The 22002-nt window shown below is 65.9% G+C and carries 16 protein-coding genes; 10 read left to right on the forward strand and 6 right to left on the reverse strand.

Features of this window, described 5'->3' with window-relative positions; translation table 11 throughout:
- The first annotated feature begins 396 nt into the window (after positions 1-396).
- The 6 genes from ACH34T_RS03520 (at position 397) to ACH34T_RS03545 (ending at position 8018) form a co-directional block, all read left to right on the forward strand.
- Positions 397-945: a hypothetical protein gene (locus ACH34T_RS03520; RefSeq protein ID WP_395990469.1), complete on the forward strand. Its 549-nt coding sequence runs from the start codon at positions 397-399 to the stop codon at positions 943-945.
- A 173-nt stretch (positions 946-1118) separates the two neighbouring features.
- Positions 1119-3296, forward strand: coding sequence for an MMPL family transporter (locus ACH34T_RS03525; protein ID WP_395990470.1), 2178 nt, complete (start codon positions 1119-1121; stop codon positions 3294-3296).
- An 893-nt stretch (positions 3297-4189) separates the two neighbouring features.
- Positions 4190-4930, forward strand: coding sequence for a hypothetical protein (locus ACH34T_RS03530; RefSeq protein ID WP_395990471.1), 741 nt, complete (start codon positions 4190-4192; stop codon positions 4928-4930).
- Entirely contained in the window at positions 4903-5583 is a 681-nt protein-coding gene (locus tag ACH34T_RS03535; protein ID WP_395990472.1) for an O-methyltransferase, read from the forward strand. Before ACH34T_RS03530 ends, ACH34T_RS03535 begins: the two co-directional genes overlap by 28 nt.
- Positions 5580-6593 (forward strand): methyltransferase, encoded by a 1014-nt coding sequence (locus ACH34T_RS03540; RefSeq protein ID WP_395990473.1) that lies wholly within the window; start codon positions 5580-5582, stop codon positions 6591-6593. The genes ACH34T_RS03535 and ACH34T_RS03540 overlap by 4 nt, the downstream gene beginning before the upstream one ends.
- A gap of 24 nt (positions 6594-6617) precedes the next feature.
- The gene (locus tag ACH34T_RS03545) at positions 6618-8018 is read left to right on the forward strand and encodes a tryptophanase (protein WP_395990474.1); all 1401 of its coding nucleotides are present in this window, start codon (positions 6618-6620) and stop codon (positions 8016-8018) included.
- A 157-nt stretch (positions 8019-8175) separates the two neighbouring features.
- On the opposite strand, the gene ACH34T_RS03550 is transcribed toward ACH34T_RS03545, so the two are convergent.
- From ACH34T_RS03550 to ACH34T_RS03570, 5 genes are all read right to left on the reverse strand, one after another.
- Positions 8176-8703, reverse strand: coding sequence for a pyridoxamine 5'-phosphate oxidase family protein (locus ACH34T_RS03550; RefSeq protein ID WP_395990475.1), 528 nt, complete (start codon positions 8701-8703; stop codon positions 8176-8178).
- Between the two features lie 101 nt (positions 8704-8804).
- The gene (locus ACH34T_RS03555; RefSeq protein ID WP_395990476.1) at positions 8805-9536 is read right to left on the reverse strand and encodes a class I SAM-dependent methyltransferase; all 732 of its coding nucleotides are present in this window, start codon (positions 9534-9536) and stop codon (positions 8805-8807) included.
- 5 nt (positions 9537-9541) lie between these two features.
- Positions 9542-11149: an AMP-binding protein gene (locus ACH34T_RS03560; protein WP_395990477.1), complete on the reverse strand. Its 1608-nt coding sequence runs from the start codon at positions 11147-11149 to the stop codon at positions 9542-9544.
- Positions 11146-12099: a chlorinating enzyme gene (locus tag ACH34T_RS03565; RefSeq protein WP_395990478.1), complete on the reverse strand. Its 954-nt coding sequence runs from the start codon at positions 12097-12099 to the stop codon at positions 11146-11148. Before ACH34T_RS03565 ends, ACH34T_RS03560 begins: the two co-directional genes overlap by 4 nt.
- Before the next feature lie 107 nt (positions 12100-12206).
- A complete protein-coding gene (locus tag ACH34T_RS03570; RefSeq protein ID WP_395990479.1) occupies positions 12207-17354 on the reverse strand; it encodes an amino acid adenylation domain-containing protein in 5148 nt (1715 codons plus the stop codon).
- A gap of 513 nt (positions 17355-17867) precedes the next feature.
- Here ACH34T_RS03570 and ACH34T_RS03575 point away from each other — a divergent pair.
- Complete coding sequence (locus tag ACH34T_RS03575) at positions 17868-19319, forward strand: hypothetical protein (protein ID WP_395990480.1); 1452 nt, start codon at positions 17868-17870, stop codon at positions 19317-19319.
- Between the two features lie 539 nt (positions 19320-19858).
- Here the strand turns inward: ACH34T_RS03575 and ACH34T_RS03580 are convergent.
- A complete protein-coding gene (locus tag ACH34T_RS03580) occupies positions 19859-20032 on the reverse strand; it encodes a hypothetical protein (protein ID WP_395990481.1) in 174 nt (57 codons plus the stop codon).
- A 393-nt stretch (positions 20033-20425) separates the two neighbouring features.
- Here ACH34T_RS03580 and ACH34T_RS03585 point away from each other — a divergent pair, with 393 nt between their 5' ends.
- The 3 genes from ACH34T_RS03585 (at position 20426) to ACH34T_RS03595 (ending at position 21954) form a co-directional block, all read left to right on the forward strand.
- Positions 20426-21121, forward strand: coding sequence for an aromatic prenyltransferase (locus tag ACH34T_RS03585; RefSeq protein WP_395990482.1), 696 nt, complete (start codon positions 20426-20428; stop codon positions 21119-21121).
- Positions 21122-21129: 8 nt separating this feature from the next.
- On the forward strand, positions 21130-21306 hold the full coding sequence (locus tag ACH34T_RS03590; RefSeq protein ID WP_395990483.1) for an aromatic prenyltransferase: 177 nt from the start codon (positions 21130-21132) through the stop codon (positions 21304-21306).
- A 204-nt stretch (positions 21307-21510) separates the two neighbouring features.
- Positions 21511-21954: a pyridoxamine 5'-phosphate oxidase family protein gene (locus ACH34T_RS03595; RefSeq protein WP_395990484.1), complete on the forward strand. Its 444-nt coding sequence runs from the start codon at positions 21511-21513 to the stop codon at positions 21952-21954.
- Positions 21955-22002: the final 48 nt, after the last annotated feature.

The following is a 22002-nucleotide window of genomic DNA, read 5'->3' on the forward strand; positions in this document are numbered from 1 at the left end:
TTCGGCGCAGAGGCTGAAAGTCGAGGTGAACCCGGCAGTTAGTATTGACTAACCAGATTCGCCGATCGGCCATGTCGTCGCAGCTCAAAGGGTGAATGTGAAAATGCAAAGAACTTATTGGTGGCGTAGCGTCCTTCTCAGGGCTTGGTCGGGGTGATAGGAAGCAGATGGCACAACCACCCCTCATCCTAAGGCCGGAATAACATTGGCCTAATCTGCGCGGAGCCGATCGATCGTAAGTCAACGTCGGCTTGCCCGATCTCATGACGAGCGTCATTTCGGGTGCCGACAGAAGGCGTTTCGAGTTCCGGTCGACCGGTGCCGCGGACCTCCGCGGAGAAAAGGAGGAAATCAATGTTTCTGCTTCCCGGGCGAGGCGTCCGGGTGCCGCGCCCCGTGCTCGCGTCGCTGACCCTGGTGCTGGCGGCTGTCGGCGCCACCGCCCTGCACCAACCCGCGGCCAACTCCGACGTCAGCCTCATCACCTGCACCGCGATGGCGTTGCACGGTGACTTCAGCCCGGGTATCGACGACGAGGTCCGTGACATCAACGCGAACGGCAACGGAACGGCCACCGGGTGCTTGTCGCCGACGCAGCCGACGATTACCAGGGCGTCCGGCACGGTGAACTCCGCCGACGGCAGCGCGAGCTGCGCACCGAACGGCGGATCGGGCTCTTGGTCCGACGATGTCTCCGTCACCTGGAAGAACACGGCAGGAGGCACGGTCGGCACGTCCGTGATATCCGGGACTTTCAGCTACACGGTCGACCTGACCGGTGGCATCACCGGCAGCGCCAGCGGATCGGTCAGCAGCGGGCTGTTCTCCAACGGGACGGTCGTTCCCCTCATCACCGGCGTCGCCGCCGACCTGTCGGACTGCCTGTCGGGCGGAGTCACCGAAGGCACCGCCACCGGCAGCTTCGCCATCGTCTCAGCTCCGTGATCTCTCTACCCAACGCCCCACCCGGCCGGCGGTATCGGCCGGGCCACCGCGAGGCGGAGTGCCCGGCGGAGGCCTGATCACCGCGCCCGTCCGGCCGCGGTGAAGGGCCTTGTCCAAGCGGGCGGGATCCAATCCGGATCCCGCCCGCTGCCCGTCGACCCCTGGAGTAGCGCATGGGGCAGTTCCTCGCACGATGCGGCATGGCCGCCGCCCGCCGCCGCCGCACGACAATCGCCGGATGGTCGCTGATCCTGGTGCTGGCCGCGGTGATACTGCCCGGCCTGCTGTCCGCGCCGGCACCGTCGAGCGTCGGGGTCAGCGGCTCGGAGTCCGCGCGGGTCGAGCGAACGGTCGGCGAGAGGATCCCGATGCTCGGCAACGACCAGGCACTGCTGGTCCTTCGATCCGCGGGCCTGCCCCGCACGGACCCTGAGTATCGGCGGGTGCTTTCGGCAACCACCAGATCGCTCGCTCGGCGGCACGGGGTGGCCTCGGTGTTCACCCTGCCGCCGCCCGGCCAGAACCTGTTCCAGATCTCCTTTCCGTACCGTGACCCGCGCAACGGCTATGCCTTCGTCACACTGCACGGGACCGATCGTGAGCTGATGGAGCGGCTGCCTGCTCAGCGAGCCGCCGTCGAACGTGCCGCCCGCGCCGCGTCGGACGGTCAGATCAGCGCGTACCTCGTCGGCAGAACCTCCTTCTACCACGACCTGCGCGAGAAGGAACTCGCCGAGCTGAAAGTCATCGAAGCGGTGGCCCTCATCCTGGCACTCGCCGTGCTGGCGCTCGGTCTCGGCACCTTGGGAGCGGCCATCGTGACGCTCCTGACAGCGGGCGCGACGCTCCTGGCGACCTTCGGGGTCTTCGCCATGGCGTCTTCGATCTTCCTGTTCGACGGCTTCCTGCTGATGTTCGTCAGCTTGATCGGCCTGGCGATCGGGACCGACTACGCGTTGCTCATCGTCAGCCGGTATCGCGAGGAACTACGGAACGGCGGCGACCGGATGGCCGCGGCCGGGGTCGCCGTGACGACCGCCGGGAAGACCGTTTACGTGTCCGGCGGCGTCGTGGGTGTGCTGGCCACGACCCAGTTCCTGGTCCGAGTCCCGGCCTACCACGAATTCGCGCTCACCGTGATCGTGGTCGTGGTGGTCGCGATGGCGGCCTCCATCACGCTCCTCCCCGCGCTCCTGGTCGTCGCCACCCCAGTGCTGGACAAGGGCCGGATGCCGGGTTACCGCCGGGCGTCGGGGGCTGCCATGGGCGAGGCGGGAGGCTGGGCCCGGTGGGCTCGCCACCTGATGCGCCATCCCTGGCCCTACATCGTGATCATCACGCTCGTCCTGCTGGCCTGCGCCGCGCCCGCGCTCGGCCTGCGTACCGGGGCCGACTTCCAGCGCGCCGCGATCACCGGCACCCCCAGCGGCCGGGCGCTGGAGATCCTGGAGCGGGACTCCTTCGCCGGGGCGTCCGGTTATGTGATCGTTGTCACCGGGCCGGCGGCGGCCAGGCCGGCCCTCACGGCGCTCCGCGCCGACTCGCAGGTGGCCGCCGCGATGTACGTCACCTACCAGGACCACACCGCGGTGCTGGCCGTCCCGCGCACCGCGATCGATTCGGCGCGTACCGCCGACCTGGTTCGGCGCATCCGCGCCGACATCGTCCCGAAGCTGGGAAGCCCGGCCCTCGTGGGCGGGCCGACCGCCGTCCTCGTCGACTTCCACGCCGAGTTCGCCGCCAAGCTTCCCTGGGTGGTCACCGTCGTCATCATTGGTGCGTTATTGCTGCTCGGGATCGCTCTGCGCAGCGTCCTGCTCGCGATCAAGACCGTGGTGCTGAGCCTGGTCACCGTGGTCGCCACTTACGGCGTGCTGGTCATGGTCTTCCAGTGGGGGAGGGACGGCTACGTCCAGCCCTACCTGCCACTGGCGATGTTCGTGATCTTGTTTGCGTTGTCCCTCGACTACCAGATGTTCCTGGTCCGGCGCGTCCAGGAGATCTACCTGGCGACCGGTGACAACACCCAGGCGGTCGCCGCCGCGTTGCAGCGCACCGCGCGGCCAATCCTCCTCGCCGCGCTCATCATGATCGTCGTCGCGTCCGGGACGCTCCTGTCCGGGATCAGCGAGATCCGCCAGTTCGGCCTCGGCGTGGCCATCGCCATCGCCATCGAGGCCACCTTGGTCAGGCTCGCGCTAACCCCCGCGCTGATGCAGGTCCTCGGCCACTGGAACTGGTGGCCTGGCCACCGCCCGCCCTCGTCGCCGGGGGCCGTGCGGCGGCGAGCCTCTGCCGCACCCCGAACTGCCGGACGTGGTCTCTGCGGGTCGCACAAGCAGCGGAGGTGACTCACTGCGAGGGTCTGCGCCAGCGGCAGCCCGCGGTGATGGCGGCGGCCAGGCTCGTCGCCGAGGCGCGAGTAGGCGTCGTTGACGCCTCATCAGTCCCGCCTCCTGACCCCACGGCGTGCGCGAGCAGCTCCGCAGGGGTGCGCGGGATTCAGGTCGTCAGTGCGCAGCGAGCACGGCTCCTCGCGGCGCGGCGTCGTAGGCCAGGGCGAGCATGACGCGGTTACGGATCCGCTCTTCGGCCGCGAACGCCAGGACGGCGTTTCACCGCTGCTCGGCGGGGATCCACGCCAGATTCGTCAGCCGGGCACCAGGCCGCACTGACGCCCACCGCAAGATCCGCCGCGGCGGCCTGGGCCGCTCGGTCAGCTCCCGTACGAACACACCGATGTGCGCCTTCCGTGATCGCTTCGCGGACTCCGCGCCAGCGCCTGATTCGCCGAGCAGCAAATCGGTGACGAATAGGCTGGACGGAATCGAAATATGGTCAATTTCTTGCAGGCAAGAAGCGATCGGCAATAGTCGATCACGCAAGAGGTGGCACCGGCTCCTTTGGGGTCGCAACACGAAAATAACCAAATAGTAAGGAAACATAGTGTCCAGGTGGGTAGGAAGTGAGGTGTCACGAATTTGGCAGATGATCGAAATCTGACAGGAAGATCACTTGGCCGCGCGTCCGACGTTGCTTGTCGAGCATGTAGCGTGCGGTGCCACTAGGGGGTGATCATATGCAGCCATTGGTTCAGATTCCCTGCCCCTCGGAACCCTCCACCGTATGGGGACGGCTAGAGATCTTGCGGTTGCCGGAGCCGTGGCAAGGCGAGGCCGATTGCAGGCCGGGCGTACCGGAGTGTCCGGCCGTGGAATGGGCCGCCCGGTTAGAAGGTCTATCCGTGGCGGTAGAGCTGGGGCTGCCCGTGGAGATACTGGTGCCGCCCGTCCGGCTGGCGGACCTGGCGTGGTATCGGTGGATCACTGGCCACCAAACCGCTTTTCTCGGCTGGCGCGCGCTGCGCTCGGCGCTGGCCCGGGCTGCGCCCACATCGGAGCTGATCGCGCTGCTGGACCTGTATTCGGTTCTCCTCCTCTATACCGGGAGTTGCTCACCTTCTGTCTACGAACAGCGGATTCGTTCGCGAATGATGCGCTGGCACCCGGCTTTCAGCGGAGAATGGGCACCTGACCATCAGGGAATCCCTCAGGCCCTCAAACAGGCGGCGGACGATCGTCCGGACCTGCGACTGGCTCGACGAGTGAACGTACATGTGCACGCCGCGGTGGCGGAAAGGCTTGTACCGGAGGGCGGGTCGCTGCTCCAGCAGACCGGGCGCCCCGCGGGGCGCGCACCTTCTTATGAAGAGTTCGATCTGTACGACCGGTTCTTCGACACCGAGCGAGGTCCAGTGTGCGAGCACGCTCTCCGGGCGCAGTTCATGCACTGGCTACTCAAGGTGGTGTCCGATGTTGAGTCCTGCGGGCTCTACTACGACGGCCCCCCGTTGTCCGCAGCGGTCGCCGGCGCGAAGCGCGAGAACATCACCGCCCTTGAGCAAGGTGCGCTGGCCCTGCTGAGAAAGCGCCTTTTGATCGTGATGAGGGAGAGCCCATGGGCGCTTCCAAAGATGTCGAACTGACCGACGAACTTCACGCCTACATAGTCGATCACGGGTTGCCGCCCGACGGTGTCGCCCAGTGGTTGATCGGGCGTACCCAGGAACTCGGCAGCGTGGCAGAAATGCAGATCCCGCCCGAGCAGGGCGCACTGCTCACCCTGCTCGCCCGGTTAGTGCGTGCCCGGCTGATCGTCGAGGTTGGGACGTTCACCGGTTACTCAACGCTCTGCCTGGCCCGCGGGCTGGCCACCGGCGGCCGGGTCCTGACCTGTGACCTCTCCGCTGAATGGACGAGTATCGCCCAGCAGGCATGGCGGCAGGCCGACCTGGCGGACCGGATCGAGGTGCACCTGCGCCCGGCCGCCGAGACGCTGGCGTCCCTGCCCGAGGAGCCCGTCGTCGACCTGGCGTTCATCGACGCCGACAAACCCGGCTACATCGGCTACTGGGACCTGCTGGTGCCCCGATTGGTACCGGGCGGGGTGCTCGCCGTCGACAACGTCCTCTACGGCGGCACGGTCGCCGACCCGCGGGTAGTCGGCAACGCGGCGGCCATCCGCGCTTTCAACGACCATGTCCGCGCCGACTCGCGTATGGATGCCGTCCTATTGCCCATCGCCGATGGGTTGACTCTCGCCCGCAAGCATGACGACACCAGCGGAGCCTCGACATGAGTCCATCGGTTGGCCCGGTCACCCTGATGGAACTGACTTCCGGGGTCTATGCCTTCAAGGCACTGGCAATGGCCACCGAACTCGATGTGTTCACCGAGTTGTCCAACGGTGGCCGCACCACCACGACCACCTTTGCCGACCGCCACCGCATCGCGCTACGGCCTGCCGAATTGTTGCTGACGGCCTGCACGGCGTTGGGGCTACTGCGCCGGGACGCCGAGGGTTTCTACAGCAACACCCAGATGTCCGAGGAGTACCTCGTCCGGGGTCGACCCTATTACTTTGGCGACTGGGTCATGGTCGTGGACCGTCACGAATACCCCGCTTATCTCAAACTCGCGGATTCGCTGCGCGGCAACCATCCCGCCACCTGGGACGTCGAACTCCAAGAGTCGCTGTTCGACCCCGCGGTCGCCGAATACTTCTGGGAGGGTATGTACTCTCTGTCGGCCAACACCGCCCGCCTCCTCGCCGACGCCTTCGACTTTCGGGCCATCAACCGGCTGCTCGATGTCGGCGGCGGTGGCGCAGCGTTCGGGATCGAACTGTGCCGCCGCTACTTCGACCTGCAGGTGACCGTCTTCGACCTGCCCTTCGTGTGCGACCTCACCCGGCCGCGCATCGCCCGGGCCGGGCTGGAAGGCCGGATCGGCCTGGCCGGCGGGGACTTCTTCGCCGACACCCTGCCGACCGGCCACGACGCCCTGCTGCTGTCGAACATCCTGCACGACTGGGATGAGGCCGATGTGCTGCGGATCATCCGGGTGTGCGCCGACGCGATTCCCCCCGGAGGCCGCCTTCTCATCTGCGAGTCCTTCGTCGCCGATGACAAGGCGGGCCCGCCACTCGCGGCATTGATGAGCTTCAACATGCTCGTCGAAACCTGGGGGCGCAATTACACCGCCGCCGAATATTCCACGTGGCTCAGCGAAGCGGGTCTACACCCGGAAGGGGTCACCGCTTTCGAGGGGCCAGGCGCCAACGGCGTTCTGATCGCGCGTAAGCCTTGATCAAAACATATTCGGGAGTTGGCCATGTCCGCATCGCATCCCGCAGAACCGTGGCGGATCAAGATGGTGGAACCGCTGCGTTCCACCACCCGCGATCAGCGCGCGCAGGCGTTGCGAGAAGCCGGGTACAACATCAGCCTGCTCCGGTCCGAGGATGTCTACATCGACCTGTACACCGACTCGGGGACCAGTGCGATGTCCGACCGCCAATGGGCCGCCCTGATGATTGGTGACGAGGCGTACGCCGGGGCTCGCAGCTTCTATCGTCTTGAAGAGGCCGTGCACCGGTACTACGGCTATGAGCACGTCATTCCCACCCACCAGGGACGCGGCGCGGAGAACATCCTTTCCCGGTGTCTGGTTCGGCCCGGCACCCATGTCCCAGGCAACATGTACTTCACCACGACCCGCGCCCACCAGGAACTCAACGGCGCCGTCTTCCACGACGTCATCATCGACCAGGCCCACGATCCGGTCTCCGATCACCCCTTCAAGGGAGACATCGACCTCGCCAAATTGGAACGACTGATCCACGAAGTCGGCGCCGACCTCATCCCCTACGTATCGCTGGCGGCGACCGTCAACATGGCCGGCGGGCAGCCGATCAGCATGGCCGGCCTCACTGCTCTTCGAGACCTCACCCAGCGCCATGGCATCCCCATCATCTTGGACGCCGCACGCGCCGTGGAGAACGCCTGGTTCATCAAGCAGCGTGAACCGGGCTGGGATGGTCGGGCCATCGCCGACATCTTGCGTGCGATATGTGACCTCACGGACGGCGCGGCGATGTCCGCAAAGAAGGACAGTTACGCCAATATCGGTGGCTGGCTCGCCTTCCGTGCCCCCGACCTGGCTGAGCGGGCACGGAACCTCGTCGTCCTCTACGAAGGGCTGCACACCTATGGCGGCATGGCCGGGCGTGACATGGAGGCGGTGGCCCAGGGCATCGCCGAATCAGTCCAGGAAGACAACATCCGTACGCGTGTCCAGCAGGTGGCTTATCTCGGTCAACGGCTGGCCGTCGCCGGTGTGCCGATCGTCCGCCCGGTGGGCGGCCACGCCGTCTGCGTCGACGCCGCAGCGTTCCTTCCTCACCTGCCCCGCGAACAGTTCCCGGCCCAGACGCTCGCCGCCGTGCTCTACCTCGATTCCGGGGTCCGCTCCACCGAACGCGGCGCGGTCTCCGCTGGCCGTGACCCGGCTACCGGCCTCGACCGCTTCCCGGCCCTCGAACTGGTCCGCCTCACCGTGCCACGGCGCACATACACCCAAAGCCACATGGACCTCGTCGCCGACAGCCTGATCCATGTCTTCCGCCAGCGTGCCCAGATCATCTGTGGCCTGAGCTTCGTCCACGAACCCCCGACCCTGCGATTCTTCCAAGCTCGCTTCGCCCCCGTGTCCGACGCACCGTTCTTCGAATAGAGCGTCTCATGTGGATGGGTGACGAGAATGCCAGAGCAGGTGATGGCTGCTGCGAGGAGAGGAAAGTGGTGAACAGGTGACCGCGGCGTTCGTGGCGGATGGTCAGGCACCGGTAGCAAAAAGGGCCAGGCGTGGAGCCATTCGTTGAAGCTTTGCCTCACCGGTGTGAGGGTCGGTTGGTCGACAGCGCGTCGAGGTCGACAGCGATTCGCCGATCGTTCTTGGTCTGGAGCCACAGGTCGAGGTCAACGAGCCACCACTTGGTGATTGTGAGCAGGTAGAAGCGGCGTGGTCCTTCGCCGCGGAACTCTTCCAGGGGGAGCTGCCATTGTTGCCTGACCTGTTCGTCGGGAAAGTTCCGCTCGTAGAACAGGTTGTATAGATCACCTACGTTCTCGGTGTTCATTTCATGGGCGGTACCGGTCAGTTGCGCGCCGTCCAGGCCGAGTTCGGTAGGCAGGTCGGTGCGGAAAACGGTGCCCGCCACCCGGGGGTCGGCGTCGATGTTGCGGGAGTGTCGAGCGTCCCGGAGCGAGTACCAGAGGAATCGCAGGGGCTGCCGCAGCGGAATGAAGTTGACGGTGGACGCCCACACACCATCCGGGCCGCGGCTGGCCAGGGTAAAGAACCGCGTGTGCTCGATCAGCGTGTTGCTCCGATCGATAAGCGTTTCGTGTGCTGGCATGCGCTGCTCCGATCAGGGTTCTCGCTGGTGTTTGGGGCTGGGGCGGTGGGCATGCGGGCTGGTGTGCGCCGAAGGTGGCCGATGCTTTGGCCCGGTTGTCGTCAGGTGTCGGAGAGCCGGCAGTCCAGGATGGCGACGTGGGGCCGATCCAGGTAGTCCTTCCAGTACTCCATGCCCTGCTTTTTGATGCATTCTGGTGCGAGCTGATGGTCGTGGTAGGTGATATCGGAGAATCCTGCGGAGTGGAGTGCTGCGGCCAACGTCTCGCGGGACCAATAGGTGATGGTGAGGGTCGCGTTGTGTGCGCCGAACTGGAGGTCGAGCGTGGCCGGCGCGCCGTCCGATTTCGGGTGCGACGAGGTCAGGCGGAATCCGTAGGGTGCGTAGTATTCGGGATCGTCCTGGTAGTCGGGGTTGAGCGTCAGCACCAGGAACCGCCCGGTGGGGCGAAGTGACGCTGCCGCCGTCCGGCACAGGTCATTGAGTTGCTCGCGGGTCTTGGCGTAGCCGAACACGTAGACGGTGAGGGCTGTGTCGAAGTGTCCGTGGAGTTCGTCCGGTAGCGGGTCCAGGAGGTATTCGACCTTTGGATGGGAGTTGTGTTGTCTGGCGTAGTCCAGCATCCCGTTCGACACGTCCAGGCCGACCACCTCGCGTGCGCCGTGCTGTGCCAGCGTCCGGCAGTACCAGCCCGAGCCGGAGCCGATGTCCAGCACGGCGTGGTCGGTGAGGTTTCCGAGCAGGTCGAGGACGGTGGGCACTTCCAGGTGACGCCTCCACGGAAGCTCGAAGGTCTGCTCGTACAGTTCGCCGAGATCGTCGAATTCACTCATGGGGATCACCCGTTCGGTGAAGGGTTGGTCGACCGTTCCGCGGGGCCGGGCGATCCGGTGAATTCCCGGCCCAGGTTGCGCAGTCGCGCCCGGTCGACCTTGCCGTGCGCCGAGCGTGGAATTCGGGGCAACCGGATGATCCGGGCCGGAACCATGTATTCGGGGACCCTGTCGCGGAGCTGAGAGCGCGCCGGTTCTTCGGCGACGACAGCGCCCGAGTAGAACATCACCAGCGAATCGTCGCCTGGGGAAGGCAGGACGGCGACGGCCTCGTCCACCCGGTGAAGTTCGCGGAAGACGGCTTCGACCTCGCCCGGCTCGACTCGGTGGCCCCGGACCTTGACCTGGTCGTCCACGCGCCCGAGGAAGACCAGGCCAGCTTCTGGGTCCGTCTGGACGAGGTCGCCGGTGCGGAACCAGCGTCGCCCTTCGTGCCGGATGAACCGGCCGATGTCGTCGGACGGGTCGAGATAGCCGCCGAACATCTGCGGCCCGGATACGCACAGCTCCCCGTATGGGGCGTCGGTGGAACCGCGGAGGACGTGGTGCAGTAGTCCTGGCGATGGCAGTCCGATGGGCACGGCGCCGTTGATGCAGTGCGCGGCGGATAGTGCCGGATCCCACCGGTACGCGGTGCAGGTAATGGTGGCCTCGGTGGGGCCATAGAGGTTCTCCACGATGGAGTTCGGGGCCGCCGCCTGCCAGGCTTCAACGTGTTCACGGTGAAGTTTCTCGCCTGCGAAGAAGCTCCACTTCAGGGCGTTCATACAGCTGTGCGGCAGCATGCCTTGGGACAGCGCGAACGAGATCGCCCCTGGCACCGAGGACCACACGGTGATGTTGCGCGTGTTGATAAAGGAGACCGGCTGGAGGCGGTCCCGGCCGGAAGCCGGGCAGAGCAAGGCTCCGCTTCCCCACGCCAAGAACAGGTTCATCATGGCGACGTCGAAGGTCTGCTCGAATGTTTGGCTCACCCGGTCCACGTGGCCGAGCCTGTATCGGTCGTGATTCACCGAAAGAAAGTGGTCGATGTTGGCGTGGGTGATGGGCACCCCTTTCGGTCGGCCGGTCGACCCGGAGGTGAAGAGTACGTAGGCGGTGTCGTGGTAGGCGGGACGCGGAAGCCGGTCTCGCGGCACCGGTGCGGTATCCCGCGGGCCGATCCAGGCTTTGCCGGTGTAGGCGGTCGGCCGCGCGATGCGCGGTGCGACGACGATCAGCGACGGCAGCGTTTCGGCGATCGCCGAGACGTGTGGCAATCCCGTGGCGTCAACGACGAGCGCGTCGAGCTCGGCGCGTCGTGCCAGGTCCGCGTTGCGCGCGGCCGGCGAAGCCGGATTCAGCAGGATCACCGCTGCGCCGCTCATCAACACCGCGAGGAGCCCGATGTAGGACTCTTCGCTGTGCGCGGCGAGCAGCCCGACCCTCCGTGGTCGCGGCAGGCGGGACAGGATCGCGCCTGCCCACCGCAGGGCGGTGTTCCCGACTTCCTCGTACGGCCAGATTCTGCCGTTGAGCAGCAATGCGCCGCCGCCTGGGTTCCGCTCCGCACCTTCGCGAAACCATTCGTGCAGGAGGCGACCGGTTCCGCTTGCCCCGGTCGGCGCTGTCATGAGAGTGCGGACAGGGCGCGGAGCGGCCGGCCGGTAGTCGTCGTGGTGGCGATGCGGTTATGGCCGTAGGTGTCGGAGCCGCTGACTACCACCGCGCCGTAACGTTCCAGGCTGATGTCGGTGTCGTACTCGCTGAGCGTGTCCGCTCCTGGATAGACGCGGACCGACGTGGGGACGTACCTGCTGGCGAAGCCGAGACGCATCTGGCTCGTCCTGCCCTCGTGAGGACGTGACGCGTGCATGAGGGTGGACCAGAACAGGATGGCCTCACCGGGGTTCATCTCCAGCGAAACCGCTTTGGATTCGTCCGGCGACCAGTCGGGGTCGATCTGGAGTTCCCGGTAGTCGTAGCCGAAGAAGCCCCGCCGAACCCCCTCCTTGTCGGTCTTGTTGAACCTTTCGGGCGCGTAGGTGAAGCCCTTGCTTTCGTCGTAGTACTTGGTCCGGTGGGTGCCCGGAATGAACTGGAGGCAGGCGGTGTCGGACTTCGCCTCGGTGAACGCGCACCACGCCGTGATGGTGCCGCCGAAGTCGTCGTCGTTCGGCCAGACGATCTGCGGCGCACCCGACGCGTGGGCGAAGGTGTCGGCCTGGTGCCAGTCCGTGCCCTCGTCGCCGGGATATTTGGGGAAGAACTCGGTCCGCCAGCACAGGACGTCCGGCCCGAGGATGCTCGACACCCGGTCGGCGATCTCCGGCCGGCACACGTGGTCAGCGAGGAAGTCGTTGTCGAGGTGACGGTCGTAGTTCGCGATGTTGGTGATCTCGTACTGATCGCTCGGAAGCCTGTAAACGGCGTTGCTGCGATCCATGAGGCGGATTCGCTCGCGGCGCCACAGCCGGTCTATCTCTTCCGGTTCGTAGACCTTGAACGGCCCCGCGTAGCCGAGCTGATGGAATAGCTGGAGCTCGTCCGAAGTGAGCGGGTGACGCTCCTGGTACTCACTCATTGTGCGGTCCTACCTTCTTCGACGATGACTCTTTCCTGGTCGGGCTCTCTGAGCCCTGGGCGCCTGGGCGGGCGGACGAGTCGATCCGCCTGGCCGCCGCGGCCGGACTAGGAGCGCCTGGGACCGAGAAAGCCGATCCGGTCCAGGTATTCGGTGTACAGCGGAAGTAGTCGACGCCCCGGCGGGCAGGCGATGCCGGAGTCGGTGACCGAGTTCCACGTCGCCGAGCACTCGATCCTGGGCATCCGGTCTTCGAGGTAGAGGTCGACGACGCTGAGGTTCTGATCCGTCCAGCGTTCGGTGAACAGATGGGCGAAGGGTGCGATGACCGAATCCGGGTGCTCGCGGGTGTGCCTCAGGAGAAGGCCGTCCCAGTCACGCGCGGAAACCGTCCGCACCGGGTGGCCCGCGTCGTTCAACTGTTCTTCGAGGTCGCCGACCACCGCATAGCGCGGGTTGTTCAGATGGAAGACAGACCCGGCCGACTGCGGGCGCAGCGCCAGGTCGACCACCGCTCGCGCTGTGATGTCGACGGGGGTGAGGTCCAGCGGCAGCCGGTAGTCGGGAATCGCGCCGATCTCCACAAAGCTGCGGATCAGCGAGCATACGAATCCGTTGGTCTTCCAGTCTCCGGTCTTCGAGTGTCCGCCGATGTCGTGCGGACGGTAAACGCTGACGTCCAGACCGCGTTCCCGTGCCTGTCGTAGGAGCGCTTCGGCGACCCATTTGCTTTCGACGTATCCCATGAGGAGGTGGTGCGGATTGGCGGGGCGGGTGCTCTCGTCGACCTGCGTGACCCCGAAGAATCCCTGCGATGAGAACACGCCCTGGCTGGAGATGTAGTGCAGCCTCTTGGGCCGTCCCGCAGCGGCAAGCCTCAGCACCCTCGTAGTTCCGTCGACGTTCGGGCCCTTCAGCGTCTCGTACGGGTAGATGAAGTTCACCCACGCGCCGTTGTGGAGGATGGTGTCGACTTTGCGAGCAAGCTCGTCGTAGTCGGCTTCGGCCAGGCCGAGCCTGGGAGCCGCGAGGTCGCCGGGCATGGCGACGATCCGGTCGAAGTCCACCTCGTCCATCGCCATGGCCCCGTAGTCGCGCAGGCCCGCCTTGATTCGGCCCTCGGCGTCTTGCCGGGACTTCGCCCGGACGAAGCAGTAGATCGTGGCGTCCGTCTGGGTGAGCGCCTCTTTGAGGAGGCTGCTGCCGAGGAATCCGTTGGCGCCGGTCAGCAGGATCCACTCGGGTTCGTGTCGTGGCGTCGGCGACGGGGACGGGAACTCCACGTCGGCCGGCAGAGTGGATTCCGCAGTGAAGTCGATGTGCGCCGACGGGCCGGCCTGCCCGGATAGCTTCTCGCCATGGTCGCCGAGCAGGACGGTCAACCCCTTGGCCAGGCCGTTGACGGTCGACTCGTTGAGGAACATCCGCGTCAGTGCGCTGGTGTGCGCGATGTCGATGCCGAACCGGTGCCGGGCGGTCGCGATGAGCCGCGAGGCGCGCACCGAGTTCCCGCCGGCGTCGAAGAAGTCACTGTCCGCGGACGGAGGCATGGCACCGAGTTGCCTGGTCCACGCTTCCGTCGCGGCCTGCAAGGTCTCGGACGAAGCCGTGCCGCCGGCTTTCACCGACCGCGCACGGGCGAGCTCGGAAAGGCGCACCTCCGGCCGCGCCGCAATGGCGTCGATCGTGGCGCGAACAAGGTTGTCCAGACGGGCGACCACCCCCTCGGACACAATGTCGGTCGCGTACTCGAAGACCAGGCCGAGCGTGGTTTCCTCGATGTCGGCGAAGAGCGTCAAGTCGAACCGCGAGGTCCCGTTGTCGAGCGTGTTGAAGCGCACGGACCAACTGGGCCCGAGGGTCTGCGAGCCTGGTTGCACGGAGAACGCGATCCGGAACAGGGGGACGGGCAGTTCACCTGCGAGGTGCTGTTCGACCAGAGGAAGCGGCGTTCCGCGCAGTGCCTGGCCGGCGACATATGCCCGGTGGGTGCGGGCGAGAAGGTCGCTGTAGGTCGGATCCCCGGACAGGTCGCACCGCAGGGGAGTGGTGTTGACGAACGTCCCGCACACGCCGTCCAGCTCTTGACGCGACCGCGTATCCTGCGCGAGGCCGGTGACCAGGTCCGTTTCCTCCGTGACGAAGTACAGCGCGATCTGGAATATCGAGAAAAGCGCCAGCGCGGGGGTGACTCCGTGCTGGCGGCTCAGGTTCTTGAGCCCCTCAAGGGCGCCGGGCGGGAGCTGACAGGTCCGGCGCGCGCCACGGAACGACGAGATCGGCGGCCGTGTTTGGAGCAGCGGCAGTTCGGTGGGACGTGCGCCGTGCAGTTCGTCCGCCACGCGACGCAGCTCGGGCGCACACGAGGCCGCCGTGACCTGCTCACGCTCTTCCCTGGCGTGGTCCAGGTAGTCGGCCGAAACCGGGGGAGGCACGGAGGTCGCCCGGCCGATGCGCCGCCTGTAAAGCGCGTACAGGTCCGGGACGAGCGCGTGGCTGAACGAGATGCCGTCGCTCACCAGGTGGTGCGCGACCAGGTGCAACTGGTAGTGATCCGGGGCGAACCGGATCAACTGGGCACGGGCCAGCGGAGGCCGGTCGAGGGCGAACGGAAGCCGCGCCTGGTGGGCGCCGAGCAGGTCCCCCTGGCTGTTCTGCTCCTCGGCCGGGATGGCGGACAGGTCGGTCCGGGTCAGGGGCAGGGCGCTGACGTCCGCGACCTGCTGGACCGTCCGGCCGCCGGTCTCGATGAACCCGGTTCTCAAGGCGGGGTGCCTGCGGGTCAGCCCGTTCAGGGCTTCGACCAGCGCGTCCGTGTCGAGGGCCTCGCGAATCGTCAGTGTGAACGCCTCGTTGTACAAAGGGGTACCGCTCGCGAGCGCGCAGGTGTCCCAGAGTGCTTCCTGCGGCCAGCTCAGCGGCGCTTGGGTTGACGGCGCCGCATTGTCGCCGGACTGGGGAGCACTGCTGCGCAGCCCACGGATCACCTCCGCGAAACCCGCGATCGTGGGCGACTCGAAGAGCACGACCGGTTCGATCTCTGTGGCGAACAGGGCGTTGACACGGTGCACGAGCTGCGTCACCAGGCGCGAGTCTCCGCCGATGGAGAAGAAGTCGTCGTCCGGCTCGACATCTGGAATCTGAAGCACGTCTCGCCATAGGGCCGTCACCGCGGTCTCGATATCGTCCTGGCCCGGCGGTGCCGCACCGGTCGGAGACGTGTCGGCGAGCTCGGTCAGGCGAGTCCGGTCGACCTTTCCACGAGCGTTCAAGGGGAGTTCCTCCACTACAACGAACCTGCCCGGCACAGCGGCCGGCTGCAGGCGTTTTCTCAGCCGATGGCGGATTTCGTGGACCTCGATCTCGCCGGGGTCAGTGGGAACGATGAAGGCGATCAGGTGTCGATTCGTGCCGGAATCCGGGGAAGGGATCACCGCCGCCTGCCGGACATTCGGGCAACGCGCCAGTTGGGACTCGACTTCTTCGGGCTCGATCCGAAAGCCCCGTATCTTGATCTGGAAATCGCGGCGGCCGTGGAACTCGATGACACCATCCGGCCGGTAGGAAGCCCGATCGCCGGTGTCGAAAAGCGTCCGGTCGGCGTCCGAGTCGAATGGATTGGGGACGAACCGTGCATCGGTGAGGTCCGGGCGGCCTCGGTATCCGGGGGAGAGCCCGTCTCCACCGACGTACAGGTCACCCACGACACCGTCCGCGACCGGGGAACGGCGGTGGTCGAGGATGTAAACGGTGGTATTAGGCACCGGGCGTCCGATCGGAACCGTGTCGACATCAGACATCGAGCATTCGTGAAAGGTTGTGAACACGCCGTTCTCGGTCGGCCCGTACAGGTTGTAGACGTGCCGAGGAGGCCCCTGCTCCAGGACGCGCCGCAACTCGGTGCCGCGGAGCCGCTCACCGGCGATCAACAGCCGGTCCATGCCGGCGAACATCGTGGGGCTGCGGCCGGCCAGTTCGTGGAACAGCGCCGTCGTCAGGCACAGGGTGTTGATTCTTTCAGTCCGGACCAGGGCGGACAGTCCGCGCGGGGACAGCAAGCGCCGCCGCGGCACAATGACCAGGCTGGCGCCGTTGATGAGCGTGGCCCAGATCTGGTACGCGCACCAATCGAAGGCTGAATGCGACGACTGTGATACGACGTCTGTGTCTCGGATCGAAAGCCATAACGGGTTATCGGCGATTCTCGTAATGGCGCGATGGGTGAGCTCGACCGCCTTCGGTTCTCCAGTTGATCCCGACGTGAACAGCACCATGGCCGGATCGGTGGCCGTTCCCCTAGGCGGCGCGTACGCTTCAGGCCACTCGTCCCGGCGAGACATATCAACGGTCGTGACCAGCGGGCCCAGGCGCGCCGCGGTGGTCGCCGAAACGACAGCGATCCTGACACCGCCCAGGCGCAGGAAGCTCTCAAGGCGGGAGTCTGGTTCGTCGGGATCGAGGGGGACGTAGGCGGCGCCGATCTTCAGCACGGCCAACTTCGCGACCACCATGTCGGCGTCCCGTGGGACGCACACCCCCACGGGCTCACCAGGTCCCGCTCCGGCCACGGCGATCTGGTGGGCGAGCCGGTTCGCGCGCATGAGGAGTTCCCCGTAGGTGACACGGGCGCCATCGAAGGAAACGGCCACCGCGTCAGGCCTCGCCCGGGCCTGCTCGTCCACCAACTCGTGGATCGTCGAATCGCGCCGGTAGACCGTGGCCGTCTTGTTGCGCCTGACCAGGATCTCGGCGCGCTCGTCCGCCGTCAGCGGCGAAATGTCGCCGACCGGCACACGGTCATCAGCGGACAGCGCTGTCAGTACGACACCGACATGGTCGGGAAATCGGCTCGCCGTACCCGCCATGGCCGACTGTTCGCCCCGGTGGAAATCGATGGATGTGGCGGTCACCCGCGCCACGACCGCGGCCGGTGGAACCTGGACGCGGCTATCGGAGAACTCGACGGCTACGTCATAGAGCGGTCGCCGAGCCGCGAGCGCCGGGTAATGATCGAGCAGCCACCCGAGGGGCACCGGGTGGTCTTCGACGCCGGCGATTCTGGTCGCCACTTCGTCAAGAAATGCCCGGATGTCCGATCTATTGGATATCCGTATGCGCAACGGCAGGATCTCCGGCATCCGCATGGTACGAACACCGATCAGGACATCATAACGTCCTTGGCCGTAATGACCGAGGGTGAGCACCGTCGCCGCGACGGCAAGGACTTCAGGTGCGGCTCCGACCTTCTCACCCAAGGCCGCTTCCCGTAACGGCACCGACCGGGACGGTGTTCTGTCACCTGGTGTCCCGTCACACGGCAGACCAGACGCCTGAGGTAGGCCTTCCAGCGCCTCCCCCCAGAACTCACGGTCTGCGGACGAAGGCGACCGGCGCACACTGCCCGACCGGCGAGGGCCCGATGCATCCTGATTGTGCTCGACACTGGTCATTGTCCAAGCCTGAAAATCCGGTGCTGGCAGAGATCAAAGGCATCTCCAGTACCTCTCAACCTCACGGAAACGCCAAGGGCCCTCGGCCCCCGGATGTGTTGCGCTTTGGGTCGGGTTGCGCTTTGTTGAGCACACTTGGCACCGAGTGCGAGGGGTGGTGAGGATGTTTCAGCTGCGTGAAGTAGTCGTCGGATATTCTGTCGGTAAGTGAATCCCCAACGGCTTACGACAACGGAGAGATCCGCACCGACAACGGAGAGATCCGCGCAGAAATGTCCGTTCGGGTGATACCCCACGTGCTGAGTCGGAGGGTCACCCATGGCGACGCCGAACCGAGCGCTGCGGCGATTGCTGGCCGAGACCGGCTGGACAGAGCAGCGGCTGGCCCAGGAGGTCAACACCGTTGCCGCCGAGGCAGGGCTGGTGTTGCGGCTTGACCGCAGCGCGGTGTCGCACTGGCTGGCAGGGCGGATACCGCGCCACCCCACTCCGGCGTTCCTGGCCGAGGCGCTGACGCGCCGACTCGGCAGGGCGATCACGCCAGCCGATCTCGGCATGGCCGCGCGCAAGAACCGGCGACCGCCCGCGGGCGCGGCCGGGCCAGAGGATCCCCCGTCGACCCTGAGGCTGCTGGCCGCCAACTCCGAAGGAGCAGGCGACTCCGCAGCCAGCCGACGGCATGCGCCGTCGGCGCAGGTGTACTCGCTGGCGGCGCTGGCTGTCCCGCCCTGGACACAGGCCGCCCCCCGGCATCGCCTGTATCAGGTCCACGGCTCATCCGGACAGCGGCTGCGACCCGGGCAGGTATCGGCCGCCGAACAGATGCTGACCGTGTTCGCCGACGCCGACGCCGCCTTCGGCGGCGGGTACGCCCGCCGCGTTCTCGCCGCCTATCTCGCCCACGACACCGCGCCCTGCCTCCGCGCACCCACCAGCCCCGCCCTGCGGTCGCGGATGGTGTCGGCCGCCACCGCCCTGGCCTACCTGGCAGGCTTCATGTGTTTCGACGACCAGGAACACGGCCTGGCACAGCGGTACTACCAGGTGACACTCCAACTCGCCGTCGAAAACGACGACCAGGCGGCCTACGCCATCACCGTGCGGGCCATGTCCGAACAGGCCAGCATGCTGGGCCATCACCGGCAAGCGGCACGACTCGCCGAGATCGCCGCCGCGATCAGCAAGACCGCCCTCCCCACCCCCCGGCGAGCGTTCTTTCTCGGCCAGGTCGCAGTCACCGCGGCCGCCAATGGCCAGCGCGGCAGCGCCATCTCAGCCTTGCGAGCCGCCGAACGACACCTCACACACACCACCCAACACCCCGGCGCCCGCGCCGGCGATCACGTCGCAGATCTCCACACAGCCGTGCTGGCGCACCAGCAGGCCGCCGTCCTCATGCTCCTCGGTGACCGTGACGGTGCCATCGCCGCCCTCACCCGATCCTTGCGCATGCGACCGGCCCACGAACGCCGCTCCCGCGCCATCGCCACAGCCCGCCTCGCCGAACTCCACCTCACCCAGGGCCACTTGGAAGAAGCGATCCACACCTGGCACTCCTTCCTCGACGACTACCCGTACCTGACCTCTGGCCGCGCCACCGCCGCACTGAACACCCTCAGGGCGCAACTCCGCCCATACACCGCCAGCTGCGCCGCGCACCACCTGCTGACCCGCGCCACCGCCGTCCTCCATCGGCCCGTGCCATCACGAGGGCAGCCGCCCCATGTCATCGACCACACCACTGACTGCCTACGACTCTCGGCGTGGTAGACGGGCGGAAGGCCATCACGGCGGCGACCGTGATGATCCCGCCGCCCTGAGGACCGGTTGTCCCACGGGATCCAGCGGCTGCGTCCGGGCCCGCCGTCGAACGTGCCTCGGGCCGAGGGGCGGCGCTTGATCAACATCGTCAGGATCTCCAGCCGGACTCGTCGCTGAGTCGGCCTGAGGTCATCGCATGTCACTTATCTCCGCGCCAGTAACGGCGATGATGCCCTCGGAAATCAGCAGCGATGTGTCATGCGCGGCCCGTCATCGGTCACCACGGGTCCTCTTGTCGCGTGCGCTCCCCTCCTTACCGTCTTCATTGGAAAACGCACAAAACAGACGATTGCGAGAGAGAATGGCCGCACCGTCCAGTCCGAACCGGCGACATCGAGCGTAGACACGCGACGGCCTACCACGGTGATCCAGCGATGCGGCAGCCGGTATCCGGGGCGGACCTCGGCTTCGAATACGTCCGGCTGGGGGTTGTCGCCTCCGTCGAGCACCGCGGCGGACCGGTAGCCGGAGAACATCATCCCGCGCAATTAGCCGACGGCGATCTTCTCGTAGAGGTCGTTCGGGTCGCCCCGCGACGACTGGTAGGCCTCGTGCATGCCACGGGAGCGGGCCAGAGCGGCGTCCGCGGCGGCGCGCCGCTCGGGCTTGTAGGTGTCCAGCAGCGAAGTGCGGCCTGGCCGATGAACTCGCGCAGATGGCAACTGTCCTACCGCGCGGAGGCGCCGTAGATGGCCTCGGCGAACAGGTGGAAGGTGTGCGCGGAACACCGCGAATACCCGGCCGGGGCTCGGCCAAAGGTCACCGGCCAGCAGTTCTACGCGCACCGACACTAGCCGCAATCCCGCGGAGGCCTACCCATGGCGTGCGCCCGCCTGTTGCCCGTAGATTGCCGGGCAACAAAGACGCGGTGAGGATGTCGAGACCACGGCATGCCCGCGAAGCGCAACATGCCCCCGAAGCGCAACATATTGCGCCGGGGGGGATCTCTCTTTCGCGCAGCCTGCGGACGGGGCCTACTGGAAGCGCTCTGACCGGGCAGGCTAAAAGCAAGCGCAATGCATCCATGGCCTCAAGACATCGATGGGAGTGGCCCTGTGCCTCGTTCGACCAACGACACGTCAGCGCTACGAAACGATTTGGAGCGGTATGCGGAAATTGCCGGAGTAAATTTCAATTGCAAGATGGTAGATCAGGTTCTCACAGTTTTTGGTGACGTCTACGCGGATCCCAAGTCTTGGGTGGGTGTCAGAACAACGACTGAGCCGACGGGTAAGCGTGATGTCAACTTCCGCTATTTGAATCGTTCAACCGAGCATGATGTGGTTGAGCGCCTCCGCGAAAACGGGATGGTCAACTTCAGGGGGCATCCCGTGGAAGATCTTCACTCCGACATCATCGCGAGGTATTCAGTGCACTGGGGCGCCGACTTCACGGTCAGTCATGGCTGCCAAAAGATCTGGGCACTTCTGCCCGAGAGCGTACCTGTAGAGGACATTCTCGGGCTGCCGCACCTGCCTGAAGCCGCACGAAAACACCATTCACACTTCACTAGGTATTGGATGGACAAAGTGTCCCTCATTGCCCTGGACTTCTGGAATCAATCGGTCAACCTTTACTCGGGTTTGCTTCGTCCGAATCAACTCACCAAGTACGATGTGAAGGAGTTGATCGAAAGCCTCTCCTTTGCCGTACCCTCCGATGAGGAATTGCTTCGGGATACCGAGGCCCTTGCCGCTTACTATACGTTTAGCTGGGATTACCCTGGCGTTTGTCGGCTTTGTTTCCTATAAATGCTCCGTTGGAGCGATTTCCCGCGCACTGGCATCCCTTGGCCGGTGCTTTCGCGAGAGAGGCGCCGTTCCCGGGGGAGAAGAGAGATTTCTTCTTCTACACCACCTACGGGCCCCGAGGTGGCTACTTGAAGATGGAGTCCGATTATGCAGGCGATTTTCGCCCGATTCTCGCCGGTTACTGACCCGACGAGCTCGAATTATGGTCGGCGTGCCTGGTGGTGCCACGGATGTTCCGTACCCTCCAGGCCTGGCCTGAATTACGGCCCGCTGGTGGCTGTCGACTATGGCTGATCAGACCCGCTCGCCTGGGGCGCGAAAGAACAAGTCGCGCCCCAGGGGAACGGAGCCGTGTCCGGGCAGTCGATTTATCTATAATGGGAGACCTCATGGTGCCGCCGGAGACATTAGCCGTGTTGATTGAGCATGGCCGGTTCGCCACGCACGCAACCCACACCCCCGGTGGTGTCTGGGTGTCCACCATCAACTTCCTTCCGCTGTGGGAACCCTTGCGGCTGCTGTGGTATTCACCGCGACGCGCCCGGCATTCCTGCAATATCGCCACCACGCCGGAGGTGGCGGCAAGCATCTTCCGCACCGACCTGCCCAACGAGGTGGGACTCGACGGTGCGCAGTTCACCGGTGCCGTCCGGGCCATCGAGAATGCCGACGAACTGGCCGAACGCGCGAAGCAGTACAACACACGCAACTTCCCCGACGAGCAGGTCCGTGCCCAGTGGCGGCCGCCGCCGACATGGCTGGCCACCAAGAACGATCAACGCCTGGCCGCATCGCAGCAACAGCCGCAAGAATCAGCGGAGGCGGGCCGGTGAGCATCATTCCCACCAGCATGGCAGCACTCCGCAAAGACCACGCCGGCC

It is taken from the genome of Actinomadura sp. 9N215 (assembly GCF_044326345.1).
Classification (GTDB): Bacteria; Actinomycetota; Actinomycetes; order Streptosporangiales; family Streptosporangiaceae; genus Spirillospora.